General features: G+C 33.5%; 13 protein-coding genes. 12 read left to right on the forward strand and 1 reads right to left on the reverse strand.

What is annotated here, in order from left to right:
* The first annotated feature begins 6 nt into the window (after positions 1-6).
* From yfmF to rny, 9 genes are all read left to right on the forward strand, one after another.
* The gene (gene yfmF, locus KA893_RS10055) at positions 7-1,296 is read left to right on the forward strand and encodes an EF-P 5-aminopentanol modification-associated protein YfmF (RefSeq protein WP_037538523.1); all 1,290 of its coding nucleotides are present in this window, start codon (positions 7-9) and stop codon (positions 1,294-1,296) included.
* Positions 1,296-2,588, forward strand: coding sequence for an EF-P 5-aminopentanol modification-associated protein YfmH (gene yfmH / locus KA893_RS10060; RefSeq protein WP_002483442.1), 1,293 nt, complete (start codon positions 1,296-1,298; stop codon positions 2,586-2,588). The genes yfmF and yfmH overlap by 1 nt, the downstream gene beginning before the upstream one ends.
* 2 nt (positions 2,589-2,590) lie before the next feature.
* A complete protein-coding gene (gene ymfI, locus KA893_RS10065; protein WP_069825860.1) occupies positions 2,591-3,295 on the forward strand; it encodes an elongation factor P 5-aminopentanone reductase in 705 nt (234 codons plus the stop codon).
* 341 nt (positions 3,296-3,636) lie between these two features.
* On the forward strand, positions 3,637-4,467 hold the full coding sequence (locus tag KA893_RS10070) for a DUF3388 domain-containing protein (RefSeq protein ID WP_002483440.1): 831 nt from the start codon (positions 3,637-3,639) through the stop codon (positions 4,465-4,467).
* A 32-nt stretch (positions 4,468-4,499) separates the two neighbouring features.
* Positions 4,500-4,892, forward strand: coding sequence for a helix-turn-helix domain-containing protein (locus KA893_RS10075; RefSeq protein WP_002483439.1), 393 nt, complete (start codon positions 4,500-4,502; stop codon positions 4,890-4,892).
* A gap of 50 nt (positions 4,893-4,942) precedes the next feature.
* Positions 4,943-5,524 carry a CDP-diacylglycerol--glycerol-3-phosphate 3-phosphatidyltransferase gene (gene pgsA, locus KA893_RS10080; RefSeq protein ID WP_037538519.1) on the forward strand — a complete coding sequence of 194 codons (582 nt, stop codon included), beginning with the start codon at positions 4,943-4,945 and terminating at the stop codon, positions 5,522-5,524.
* Positions 5,525-5,753: 229 nt separating this feature from the next.
* Positions 5,754-6,896 carry a CinA family nicotinamide mononucleotide deamidase-related protein gene (locus KA893_RS10085; protein WP_194375948.1) on the forward strand — a complete coding sequence of 381 codons (1,143 nt, stop codon included), beginning with the start codon at positions 5,754-5,756 and terminating at the stop codon, positions 6,894-6,896.
* A 175-nt stretch (positions 6,897-7,071) separates the two neighbouring features.
* Positions 7,072-8,121 (forward strand): recombinase RecA, encoded by a 1,050-nt coding sequence (gene recA / locus KA893_RS10090; RefSeq protein ID WP_002483436.1) that lies wholly within the window; start codon positions 7,072-7,074, stop codon positions 8,119-8,121.
* 376 nt (positions 8,122-8,497) lie between these two features.
* Positions 8,498-10,057 (forward strand): ribonuclease Y, encoded by a 1,560-nt coding sequence (rny, locus tag KA893_RS10095; RefSeq protein ID WP_037538515.1) that lies wholly within the window; start codon positions 8,498-8,500, stop codon positions 10,055-10,057.
* Between the two features lie 281 nt (positions 10,058-10,338).
* Here the strand turns inward: rny and KA893_RS10100 are convergent, their stop codons facing one another.
* Positions 10,339-10,554, reverse strand: a complete 216-nt coding sequence (locus tag KA893_RS10100; RefSeq protein WP_002483434.1) for a hypothetical protein — start codon at positions 10,552-10,554, stop codon at positions 10,339-10,341.
* Between the two features lie 162 nt (positions 10,555-10,716).
* On the opposite strand from KA893_RS10100, the gene KA893_RS10105 reads away from it, so the two are divergent.
* The 3 genes from KA893_RS10105 (at position 10,717) to KA893_RS10115 (ending at position 14,248) form a co-directional block, all read left to right on the forward strand.
* Entirely contained in the window at positions 10,717-11,505 is a 789-nt protein-coding gene (locus KA893_RS10105) for a TIGR00282 family metallophosphoesterase (RefSeq protein ID WP_002483433.1), read from the forward strand.
* Between the two features lie 115 nt (positions 11,506-11,620).
* On the forward strand, positions 11,621-13,381 hold the full coding sequence (locus KA893_RS10110; RefSeq protein ID WP_069825861.1) for a 2-oxoacid:acceptor oxidoreductase subunit alpha: 1,761 nt from the start codon (positions 11,621-11,623) through the stop codon (positions 13,379-13,381).
* A complete protein-coding gene (locus KA893_RS10115) occupies positions 13,382-14,248 on the forward strand; it encodes a 2-oxoacid:ferredoxin oxidoreductase subunit beta (RefSeq protein WP_129334866.1) in 867 nt (288 codons plus the stop codon).
* Positions 14,249-14,292: the final 44 nt, after the last annotated feature.

The raw sequence follows: 14,292 nt of genomic DNA on the forward strand, positions 1-14,292 counted from the left end.
AAATTTATGAAAGTGAGGCATGACAATTTGAAGAACAAAAATACTCAGAATGACATACATATTAAAGTAATGCCAACTACAAAATTTAAAACGACCACAATAACGTTGAAATTTATGGCTCCCTTAGAAAGTGACACCATGACTGCGCGTTCGATTCTAAGCAAAGTATTAGTTCGAGCAACCAAACAATGGCCTACAGATAAAGCATTCAATAGACATTTATCACATTTATATGGCGCCTATGTGAATAGTTTTGTTTCAAAATTTAAAGATAAGCATGTTATAAGCATTTCATTAGAGTTAATTAATGAACGTTATTTGAAAGACCAAACACCATTATTTGAAAAAGGTGTGGCATTGTTAAAAGAAATTATTTGGAACCCGTTAGTGACTGATCAACAATTTGATGAGGTTTTTGTGTCACAAGAAAAATCTTTATTAGGTAAAAAACTAGAAGCGATGGTTGATAACAAATCGCAGATTTCATTTTTAAATTTATTAAAACATATGTTTGGAGAACATCCTTATAGACATTTGGCTACAGGTCAAATAGAATACATAAAAAGTGTAACGCCAGAAACTTTATACGATATATATCAATCTATGCTACAAAATGATTATTGTGCAGTTTACGTCGTTGGTAACGTAGATGAAGCACAAGTTAAAACGCAATTGAAAACTTATTTCGATATCAAACCTTTCCACTTTGAATTAACGCAAGACGCACCTATGAAACAAGCACATACATTACCACAAGAAATTGTTGAAGTGGACGATGTAGATCAAGCTAAGTTGAATATGGGCTTTAGAATGCCGGCAAAATATGGCGACGCAGCGTATTTTACAATGGTTGTATTTAATGTAATGTTCGGTGGTGACCCTTCATCTGTATTATTTAATGAAGTCCGTGAAAAACAAAGTTTGGCATATTCAATTCATTCACAAATTGATGCAAAAAATGGCTTCATGTTTGTACTGAGTGGTGTATCCATAGATAAATATGAAGTTGCAAAAGATACAATTATCAAAGAATTTGAAAAGTTCCAAAACGGTCAATTTGAAGAAGATAAGCTAGCATTAGCTAAAAAAGTAATTCTTTCGCAGAGACAAGAATCACATGACAGACCAAAAAGTATGATAGAAATTTTAAACAACAATATCTTATTAGATGAGCCTATGTCAGAAGAAAGTTATTTTGAAGGTATCCAAAGTGTTACAAAATCAGATGTGCAACAATTAGCGCAAGCGGTTGTGCTTGATACCATTTATATTCTGACAAAAGGAGGTAATGACTAATGCGAGAAAATTATTATGAACAAATAGATGAACGTGTATTTGAAGCAGAATTAAATAATGGATTGAAATTATTTATTATCCCCAAAAAAGGGTTCCAAAAAACATTTGTGACGTATACTACAAAGTTCGGCTCGTTAGATAATAAATTTAAGCCACATGGTAGTGATACTTTTGTCACTGTTCCAGATGGTGTAGCGCATTTCTTAGAACATAAATTGTTTGAAAACGATGATGAGAGTGAAGATTTATTTACGGCATTTGCTGAAGATAATGCACAAGTCAATGCATTCACTAGTTTTGATCGTACAAGTTATCTATTTAGTGCAACAGATCATGTGGAGCGTAATATTAAACGCTTATTAACAATGGTTGAGTCACCTTATTTCACTAAAGAAACAGTAGATAAAGAAAAAGGCATCATAGCTGAAGAAATTAAAATGTACCAAGAACAGCCTGGTTACAAATTAATGTTTAATACATTGAAAGCTATGTATGATACACATCCTATTCGTGTGGATATTGCAGGCAGTGTAGAGAGTATTTATGAGATTACTAAAGATGATCTTTATTTATGTTATGAGACATTTTATCATCCATCGAATATGGTACTCTTTGTTGTCGGCGATGTAGATGTAGCAAATATTTATGATGTCGTGGCAACGCATGAAAATCAACGCGATAAAGAAGCACAACCGCAAATAGTTAGAGATCCATTGATAGAAAAAGCAACTGTAAATGAATCCAAAGTGACTGAAACTATGAAATTGCAATCACCTCGATTGATGTTAGGCTTTAAAAACAATCCGTTAGTTGATGAACCCGACGCATCTTTTGTAAAGAGAGATTTAGAGATGACACTTTTCTATGAAATGTTATTTGGTGAAGAAACAGATTTTTATCAATCTTTACTTAACGAAGATCTAATTGATGAGACATTTGGATATCAATTTGTATTAGAACCGACATATAGTTTCTCAGTAATTACGAGCGCAACACAGTATCCTGATAAATTAAAAGCGTTACTTTTAACAGAAATTGAAAACAACCAAGGACAACTGAATGATGAAGAAGCATTTAGTTTACTAAAAAAACAATTCATAGGTGAATTTATTTCAGGGTTAAATTCTCCGGAATACATAGCGAACCAATATACGAAATTATATTTTGAAGGCGTAAGTTTATTCGATTTATTGGAAATTGTTGAAAGCATCACTTTAGAGAGTGTAAACGAAACTTCAAAAATGTGCTTGAACCTAGAGCAAGTTGTTGATAGTCGTTTGGAGATGAAATAAAAATGAAGGCATTAGTGATGGGTGGTTCTGGTAGTATAGGTACAGCTATCGTTGATCGTCTATTGTCTGACGGTTATGAAGTTATCATTCAGTATAATCAGGCTAATGTTGATACACTGCAGTCGCAATATAAAAGTCAGCCTGTACAATTCATACAAATAGATTTAATGCAGGACATCGATTTTGCGGATTACTTTGATTTTATTACTAATTTGGATTGCCTTATTTATGCGAGTGGCACTGCATTATATGGACAAATACAAGATATGAATGACGAAATGATTGATTTAGCTTATCAAATTCACGTAAAACAATTCATACGTGTTTGTAGGTATTTTGTTGATCAACTAAGACAAAGTCAGAGTGGTAGGATTGTTGTTATTTCATCTATTTGGGGTGAAACAGGTGCAAGTATGGAATCAGTTTATTCTGCAATGAAAGGTGCCCAAATTGCTTTTGTAAAAGCATTGAGTCAAGAACTTGCAATGACTTCAGTAACGGTGAACGCTATTGCACCCGGTTTGGTAAGTGGTAATATGGCTCGAGTTTGGAGTGAAGCGGAATTGGCAGTAATTACTGAAGACTTGCCACAACAAAGATTGATAGATCCGACTGAAATTGCTCACACATGTAGTTATCTATGTCATCCTTTTGCGAAAAGTATCACCGGAACAATTCAAAAAGTGAATGGCGCTTGGTACTTGTAAATAATTTAAGTAAACTATAGAAAATAAAACAACTTTGAAACATTCAATGATATAATGTCAGTAAGTATGAGGAAGTAATTTTCTAAAAAGTTTTGTATTACTATTTAACTTAGATGACTGATGAAAGGATTACTATAGCTAAAGTGAAGTAGCACGTTTGTAGTTCATTCTAGTCGTTAGTTGTTCATATGATCTAATAGGATGATTCTTATATTTATGCTCAGCTAATAAAACAAAACGTCAATGATATAATTTATAAAATAATGTTTATTTAAAGTGTATCATTTGCTGTTTATCATAAAAGACAACATATGGTTTATAAACAAAGGGGTGTTTATTTCATGACAGTAGCAACTAAAAAAGAATGGTATTTAGAATATGAGATAACAATGAACCGAGCTGGCCTTTTAGGAGATGTTTCTAGTTTATTAGGTTTGATGGGAATTAGTATTGTGACTATCAATGGTATTGATGAAGGTCGTAGAGGGCTATTAATAAAGTCAGATAGTCTAGATAAAGTGCATAGATTTGAAAATATCGTAACAGAAATAGATGATATATCTATAACAAAATTGCGTAAACCAGAGTTACGTGATCGTTTAGCTGTGAGACATGGAAGATACATAGAACAAGATGCAGATGATAAAAAAACGTTTCGTTTTGAAAGAGATGATTTAGGTTTACTTGTTGATTTTATGGCAGAATTATTTAAAGAGAAAGGCCATAAATTAATTGGTATTAGAGGTATGCCGAGAGTAGGTAAAACTGAATCAATCGTTGCAGGTAGTGTGTGTGCGCACAAGAGATGGTTATTTATCAGTTCAACGTTAATTAAACAGACTGTTCGTAGCTCTTTAATTAAAGGAGAATATGATTCTGATCATGTTTATATTATCGACGGTGCAGTCACAGCGAGAGAGTCTAGTCAAAAACATCAAGAATTAGTTAAAGAAGTTATGAGTTTACCAGCAATAAAAGTAGTCGAACATCCTGACTTGTTCGTTGAAACGAGTGATTATGAAATGAGTGATTTTGACTATATCATCGAATTACGAGAAAATAAAAATCAAGAAATTCAATATGAAGAAATGAAAAAGAAAACAGTTAAAAGTAAAAATAACTTAGATTTTGGTGATGATACGTTTGGTGGCGGATTTGGATTTTTTGAATAAAATATGAATAGTTATTAAGGAGGACTAACATTTTGAATTTAGTTGGTCAAACTTTAAAAGGACGTCGAGAACGTTTAGGTATGACACTAAACGAACTTGAAACGCGTACCCAAATAAAAAGAGAAACACTTACACTGATTGAGAATAATGATTTTGAATCGTTGAAAAATGTAAATTATGCAGAAGGTTTTATTAGGAAATATGCAAAAGCAGTGAATATCGACTCAGTACAGTTAATTGAGGCGCATAGAGAAGAAATTCCTAGTAATGATGAATCGCTTCAAAATACAATAACTGCTTTTTCAAAAGAAGATAAACCGACTTATCGAACTAAAAATAAAGAACCATTGCAAGTGGCCGTTGTAATAAGTATATTTGTTATTATTACAGCACTTTTATGGATTTTTTCAGTATTAATTTTTTAATCTGTAAGTCCAAGTACGTCATAAGTTATAAATAGAAAAGAGGACTTTGTATGAATATACCGAATTGGATAACTGTATTTAGAGTTATACTCATTCCAATCTTCCTATTGTTTGCTCTAGCGGATTTTGGATTTGGTAAAATTTCATTTATCGGTGGTAATGAAATTAGAATAGAATTATTAATTAGTGGCATTATTTTTATCGTCGCATCATTAAGTGACTTTGTAGATGGTTACTTAGCGCGTAAATGGGAACTTGTAACAAACATGGGTAAATTTTTAGATCCATTAGCAGATAAATTACTAGTATCAAGTGCTTTGATTGCGCTCGTACAAGTAGATTTAACCAATTCTGTAGTTGCAATTATTATTATTGCTCGAGAATTTGCTGTTACGGGATTACGCTTATTACAAATAGAACAAGGTTTTGTTAGTGCTGCAGGTCAGTTAGGTAAAATAAAAACTGCTGTTACTATGGTTGCCCTTGTTTGGATTCTTTTAGGCGATCCATTGTCTAGCTGGATTGGTTTTGAATTAGGACAGGTATTACTATATATCGGTGTATTTTTCACTATCCTATCAGGAATTGAATATTTTTATAAAGGTAGAGATGTGTTTAAGGCAAAATCATAAACACATTAACATCATAACGCTATAAATCGGGGCATGTAGATAATTTGGACATGCTTCGATTTTTTTAATTTTTATAAACAAGTCGTATAGAAGCGCTTTCACATGAACGAATCTTTCGTTATTTATGGTTTTTCATTTTATAATATAGGGAAGTAGAAATATATTGTTAATTAGAAGCTATAAGGAATAAATTATTTACAAAAATGTAAATATCTCAGGAGGAAACGTTTTGAATATATCTATTATTGCGGTAGGATCAGAATTATTATTAGGACAAATCGCTAATACTAATGGTCAATACTTATCAAAATTATTTAATAGTGCTGGCCATAATGTGGTTGAACATACAGTGATTGGTGATAACCCACAAAGATTAGAGAGAGTAATTAATAAAGCATTAGAAAATTATGATACCGTTATATTAACTGGAGGCTTGGGCCCTACAAAAGATGATTTAACTAAGCATACAGTTGCGAAAGTATTAGATCGAGATTTAGTTATCGATCAAAATGCACTCGACTACATCGAACAATATTTTAATGAACAAAACGTCGAAATGACGCCAAATAACCGTCAACAAGCGTTAGTCATTGAAGGTGCGCATGTCTTGGATAATAAGGTCGGTATGGCCCCAGGAATGCTTGTCCAACAACATGGAAAGCAAATTGCTTTGTTACCAGGTCCACCAAAAGAAATGAAACCGATGGCTAAAGAGGCGTTATTACCTTATTTTATAAATGGTGAAAATACAATATTTTCAGAATTACTTCGCTTTGCGGGTATAGGAGAATCAAAGGTCGAAACAGAATTAATGGATTTAATCGATCAACAAACGAACCCTACGATAGCACCATTAGCTGGGTCTCACGAAGTCAATGTAAGATTGACAGCAAGTGGTGAGACACAACAAGTATGTGAAACGTTAATAGCGCCGCTTAAAGAAGAAATTTTAGAACGTATCGGTAAATATTATTATGGTTCTGATGATATTGTTATAGAACAAGCATTTATGAATAATATGACAAAAACATTTGCCATTTATGATGGGGTGACAGATGGTATATTATTTTCTCGGATGAAAAATTTTGATAATAATCAGTTACTTCAAGGTATGTTATCTCACCACACGCAATTTATAGATGAACGTGATATAATAACATCTCAATTTTCAGTATCTGCTCAGATTGTCAAAGACATGTTTAACACGGAAATAGGTATTTCAGTGATACATCAACATGATACGGTATATTTAGGTATTTTAGAAAATGATGAATTAGCTGTACAATCATTTAAAATGACACAAAGAAGACATTTAATTAAAAGCAGAACTCAAAATTATGTGTTGATTAGATTACTAAATTGGTTTAAATAAATACGAACAGTATACAGAAAATGCGAAAAATAGCACGTGTGTTCTATTTTAGTATTATTGAATTCAAATATTAGCGAACAAATATTCGCAAAATACTTGCGAAATTATCTGAATCAAGGTATAGTGAATATAAGATATTTTTTCGAGAGATAAATCTCATTTAGGAGGTCCAGCATTGGATAACGATCGTCAAAAAGCTTTAGATACGGTAATTAAAAATATGGAGAAATCATTTGGTAAAGGTGCTGTTATGAAATTAGGCGACAACAAAGCGCGCAAAGTTTCGAGTGTATCAAGTGGTTCTGTAACATTAGATAATGCTTTAGGTGTAGGTGGTTACCCTAAAGGAAGAATCGTAGAAATTTATGGTCCAGAAAGTTCTGGTAAAACAACTGTAGCGTTACATGCTATCGCTGAAGTACAAAAAAATGGCGGTGTTGCAGCGTTCATAGATGCTGAGCATGCATTAGATCCTGTTTACGCAGAAGCTTTAGGCGTAGACATACAAAATTTATATTTATCTCAACCTGATCATGGGGAACAAGGTTTAGAAATTGCCGAAGCATTTGTTAGAAGTGGCGCTGTTGATATCGTTGTGGTCGATTCAGTTGCTGCGCTTACACCTAAAGCTGAAATTGAAGGTGAAATGGGAGATACGCACGTTGGTTTGCAAGCACGTCTTATGTCCCAAGCTTTGAGAAAGCTTTCCGGTGCAATTTCAAAATCAAATACAACAGCAGTATTTATCAACCAAATCCGTGAAAAAGTTGGTGTGATGTTCGGTAATCCTGAAGTTACACCAGGTGGACGTGCTTTGAAATTCTATAGCTCTGTTCGTTTAGAAGTGCGCCGTGCGGAACAATTGAAACAAGGTCAAGAAATTGTTGGTAATAGAACAAAAATTAAAGTCGTTAAGAATAAAGTAGCACCACCATTTAGAGTTGCAGAAGTTGATATTATGTATGGTAAAGGTATCTCTAAAGAAGGAGAATTAATTGACCTAGGTGCTGAACATGAAATTGTAAATAAATCAGGGGCTTGGTATTCATACAATGGTGAACGTATGGGACAAGGTAAAGAAAATGTGAAATTATACCTCAAAGAAAACCCTGCTATTCGAGAAGAAATTGATCAAAAATTACGGGAAAAATTAGGTATCTTTGACGGTGACGTTGAAGAAAAAGAAGCTGAAAGTCCTGCTACACTTTTTGATGAGGAAGAATAACTAAAGTTCTGGTTATCAGTAGAGCGTTATAAAATATAATTTGAGTTATTTATTACTAATAACATAATAATAAGCTTAGACATTCAAGCGTGTCTAAGCTTATTTTTTGTATATGAATAAGAATATAAAAATATTATATGAAAATATTTTTCATTTCAAATGTGCTGTGAGTTAAGTAAGCGCAATCGGTAAAGTAAATATTGTGTAAAAGGAACGCTTCAAATATTATATTAATGTGTATGGAAACCTTGACACTTCTTAGCTGTAAACCGTACAATTACATTGTATGATTCTTTTAGAACTTCATATAATCATATTTAATCATATTGAAATTTGATATACAGAGCAAAATCCTAGATAAAAAGGGGGTGTTTGTGTGAATTTATTAGGCCTCCTACTCATTTTGCTAGGTATTATTCTCGGAGTTGTTGTAGGGTATATTGTTGCCCGAAATTTGTTGCATCAAAAGCAATTACAAGCAAGACAAACTGCCGAAGATATTATCGAACAAGGAAATAAAGAAGCAGAGAATATTAAGAAGGAAAAGCTCCTAGAAGCTAAAGAAGAAAATCAAATCATAAAAGAGCAAAGTGAAATTGAACTTCGTGAAAGACGTGGTGATCTTCAAAAGCAGGAAGCAAGACTTCTACAAAAAGAAGAAAACTTAGAGCGAAAATCTGATCTATTAGATAAAAAAGATGAGATTTTAGAGCAAAAAGAGTCTAAACTTGAAGAACGACAACAACAAGTAGATGCAAAAGAGAGTAGTGTTCAAACATTAATAAATAAGCATGAACAAGAATTAGAACGCATCTCTGGTCTCACTCAAGCAGAAGCTGCACAAGAGCAACTTCAAAGAGTTGAAGATGAATTGTCACAAGATATTGCAATACTTGTTAAGGAAAAAGAGAGAGAAGCAAAAGAAGCAGTCGATAAAAATGCAAAAGAACTATTAGCAACTACTGTTCAAAGGTTAGCTGCAGAGCATACTTCTGAATCTACAGTTTCTGTTGTTAATTTACCGAATGACGAAATGAAAGGTCGAATCATTGGTAGAGAAGGTAGAAATATCAGAACGTTAGAAACGTTAACTGGTATTGACTTAATTATAGATGATACACCAGAAGCCGTAATTCTTTCTGGTTTTGACCCAATTAGACGTGAAATTGCAAGAACTGCATTAGTAAATCTTGTTTCGGATGGTCGAATCCATCCTGGACGAATTGAAGATATGGTAGACAAAGCTCGAAAAGAAGTAGACGACATTATTAGAGATGCAGGGGAACAAGCTACATTTGAAATAAATGTACATAACATGCATCCAGATCTTGTTAAGATCTTAGGTCGTTTACAGTATCGTACTAGCTATGGACAAAATGTATTGAAACATTCTATCGAAGTTGCTCACTTAAGTGGTATCTTAGCAGCAGAATTAGGTGAGGATATTACATTAGCTAAACGTGCTGGCTTACTTCATGATGTTGGTAAAGCTATTGATCACGAAGTAGAAGGTAGCCATGTTGAAATCGGTGTAGAATTAGCGAAAAAATACGCTGAAAATGAAACAGTCATTAATGCAATACATTCCCATCATGGTGATGTTGAACCAACTTCAATTATTTCTATCTTGGTTGCTGCAGCAGATGCACTTTCAGCTGCGAGACCGGGTGCTCGTAAAGAGACTTTAGAAAATTATATTAGAAGATTGGAAAGATTAGAAACACTATCTGAAAGTTATGAAGGTGTTGAGAAAGCATTCGCAATCCAAGCAGGTAGAGAAATTCGAGTTATTGTATCACCAGATACTATCGACGACTTAAAATCACATCGCTTAGCAAGAGATATTAAGAGCCAAATTGAAGATGAACTTCAATATCCAGGTCATATAAAAGTGACAGTTGTTCGTGAGACTAGAGCAATTGAATATGCAAAATAAAAGTTAATTATTAAACGATTAATTTTTGAAATTTAAACAAACTAAACGATATTTCGTTTAGTTTGTTTTTTTTAATATTTTAGAATAAAAGAACATCCGCGACAATTTATTTATGTCGCGGATGTTTCACATTGAGGTTAAAAATAACTGCAATGAAAAGTATTGGTAACAACTCATTAAGATAATGTAGTATATGTCATACTTTTATACAGTTTATCGATACGCTCAATGATGTATATGGATTTAATAATCCAAGTTCATTGTAATTAACATATTAAAATTTAAGTGAGCTCTAAATCTGCCTGTTGTACTTCTTTAATTATTTCTGCAGTATCATAACAGTTTGTAGAGATATTGGCATACCTTTCAGCTAAACGGTATGCATTGATATATAGCTCCAAACTTTCTTTAGCTATGTCTTCTGCATCTTCACTTTTTGATGGATTTGCTGTAACAACTAAGTCAGCAAAATGTTGTGGATCGATATTAATTGACATGTATTACTTCCAACTCCTATATTTTGGATTAGCTCTTAACTACTATAATCTATACCACTATTTTTATAATTAAAACTTAGCTAATTTAATAAATTTTCATCAGCACCTTTTCATTGTAAATAAATTGAATTAAACTAACACTAAGAGAGGATGAACACGTAAATGAGATTATTATTTATTGGGGATATTGTAGGAAAAGTAGGGCGCGAGGCCATTACAACATATTTATCAAGACTGAAGCAGACATATCGTCCTACAGTTACAATTGTGAATGCTGAAAATGCGGCACATGGTAAAGGCCTGACAGAAAAAATATACAAAGATTTATTAAGAGAAGGCGTAGATTTTATGACGATGGGTAACCACACATATGGTCAGCGTCAAATTTATGATTTTATAGATTCAGCAAATCGTATGGTAAGACCGGCTAACTTTCCAGAAGAAGCACCAGGCGTAGGTATGCGATTTATTCAAATAAATGAAATTAAGCTAGCTATCATCAACTTGCAAGGTCGTGCTTTTATGCAAGATATTGATGATCCTTTTAAAAAGGCAGATGAGCTTATAAACGAAGCAAAAAAAGAAACGGATTATATATTCGTAGATTTTCACGCTGAAACGACATCTGAAAAAAATGCTATGGGTTGGTATCTTGATGGTAGAGCAAGTGCTGTTGTGGGCACGCACACACATATACAAACTTCGGATGAACGTATATTACCAGGAGGGACAGGTTATATTACGGATGTTGGTATGACAGGTTTTTATGATGGTATATTAGGTATAAATAGACATGAGGTGATTACGCGTTTTATTACAAGTTTGCCACAAAGACATGTTGTGCCAGATGAAGGTCGCAGTGTATTATCGGGCGTGATTATAGATATCAATAAAGAAGGAAGAACAACACACATTGAACGTGTATTAATCAATGACGATCATCCTTTTTAAAATATCGTCCATTAGTATGAATTTAAAAAAAGTACCACTCTGTACATAGTAATAGGGTGGTTTATTTTGGTATGATGAACAATGAATTATTATAACCACTAGGAGGCAAGATGATATGAAATCACAAGTATCATGGAAAGTGGGCGGTCAACAAGGCGAAGGTATTGAATCTACTGGGGAAATCTTTGCTACTGCTATGAACCGTAAAGGATACTACTTATATGGATATCGTCATTTTTCAAGTAGAATCATGGGCGGACACACGAATAATAAAATACGCGTATCCACGACACCAGTGCATGCAATTAGTGATGATTTAGATATCTTAATTGCATTTGATCAAGAAACAATCGAATTAAACCATCATGAAATGCGTGAAGACAGCGTAATTATTGCAGATAGTAAAGCAAAGCCAGAGAAACCAGACAACTGTCGTGCTCAATTGATAGACCTACCATTTACTGCAACTGCTAAAGAATTAGGTACTGCATTGATGAAAAATATGGTAGCGATTGGTGCCACTTGTGCTGTTATGGACCTCGATATTTCAGATTTTGAAACATTAATTACAAACATGTTTACTAAAAAAGGTGACAAGGTTGTAGAATTGAATATAGAGGCGTTAAATGAAGGTTATCGTTTAATGAATGAACAGTTAAATAACGTTGATGCTGATTTTATCTTAGATAAAACGGATGGAAAGCCACATCTATATATGATTGGTAACGATGCCATTGGTTTAGGTGCGTTATCAGCAGGATCAAGATTTATGGCGGCTTATCCAATAACACCAGCTTCAGAAATTATGGAATATATGATTGAAAATCTTCCAAAAGTGGGCGGAACAGTTGTACAAACTGAAGATGAGATTGCTGCAGCAAACATGGCAATCGGTTCAAACTATGCAGGTGTACGTGCATTTACTGCTAGTGCGGGACCAGGACTATCGCTAATGATGGAAGCGATTGGTTTATCAGGTATGACAGAAACGCCTTTTGTAGTTATAAATACACAGCGTGGTGGCCCTTCAACAGGATTGCCAACGAAACAAGAGCAATCAGACTTAATGCAAATGATTTACGGTACACATGGTGATATTCCTAAAATTGTAGTCGCGCCTACTGATGCAGAAGATGCATTTTATTTAACTATGGAAGCTTTTAATTTGGCTGAACAATATCAATGTCCAGTCATAGTATTAAGTGATTTACAACTTTCATTAGGTAAACAAACGGTTGAACAATTAGACTATAATAAAATAGAAATCAATCGTGGTGACGTGATCCAATCCGATATAGAACGTGAAGAAAATGACAAAACTTACTTTAAACGTTATGCATTAACAGAAAGTGGTGTTTCCCCAAGACCTATTCCTGGGGTAAAAGGCGGCATTCATCATGTTACAGGTGTTGAACATAATGAAGAAGGAAAAACGAGTGAAGCTGCAGATAATAGACAACAGCAAATGGATAAACGTATGCGTAAAACAGAAAACCTATTAATACAAAATCCAGTAGAAGCTGATGTACAACATGAAACAGCAGACATACTATATTTAGGATTTATTTCAACTAAAGGTGCAATTCAAGAGGGTAAATCAAGATTAGAATCACAAAATATTAAGGTTAACCACATACAAATTAGACAATTGCATCCATTCCCTAGTGAAACGATTCAAAAAGAAGTCGACAAAGCTTCAAAAGTCGTTGTAGTTGAACATAATTATCAAGGTCAACTTGCCAATATATTAAAAATGAACGTAAATTTAGGTGATAAATTAGTAAATCAAACGAAATACGATGGCACACCATTTTTACCACATGAAATTGAAGCTAATGGACTTGAGATAGCTAAAGAAATAAAGGAGTTGGTATAAATGGCGACATTTAAAGATTTTAGAAATAATGTAAAACCTAACTGGTGTCCTGGTTGCGGAGATTTTTCAGTACAAGCAGCCATTCAAAAGGCAGCAGCCAATGTTGGTTTAGAACCGGAAGAAGTAGCGATTATTACGGGGATTGGTTGTTCTGGACGTTTATCAGGATACGTAAATTCATATGGCGTTCATGGTATACATGGCCGTTCATTACCATTGGCACAAGGTGTAAAAATGGCTAATAAAGATTTAACGGTTATTGCTTCTGGTGGTGATGGAGATGGTTATGCCATTGGTATGGGTCATACGATTCATGCATTACGTAGAAATATGAATATGACTTACATTGTTATGGATAATCAAATTTATGGCTTAACTAAAGGTCAAACGTCACCTTCTTCAGCTCAAGGATTTATTACTAAATCTACACCAAAAGGAAATATTGAACAAAATGTAGCACCTTTAGAGTTAGCACTTTCATCAGGTGCAACATTTGTAGCGCAAGGTTTTTCAAGTGACATTAAAGGACTAACAAAAATGATTGAGGACGCAATTAATCATGATGGCTTCTCATTTGTGAATGTATTTTCTCCATGTGTAACATATAACAAAGTGAATACGTATGATTGGTTTAAAGAAAATTTAACAAATATCGATGATATTGAAGATTTTGATATTAAAGATAAGCAAAAAGCCACTCAAAAAGTGTTAGAATATAATTCATTAATAAAAGGTATTGTTTATCAAGATACTGAAACACCTTCATATGAATCACAAATTGAAGAAATGAACGGTACACCTTTAGCTAAACAAGACATTCATATCGATGAAGAACAATTTGAGGCATTAACGAAACAATTTATATAAAATATTTTTAACTAAATAAGCTAATGAACTGTCACATTATTAAC

It is taken from the genome of Staphylococcus sp. GDY8P126P, assembly GCF_017891965.1.
Classification (GTDB): Bacteria; Bacillota; Bacilli; order Staphylococcales; family Staphylococcaceae; genus Staphylococcus; species Staphylococcus saprophyticus.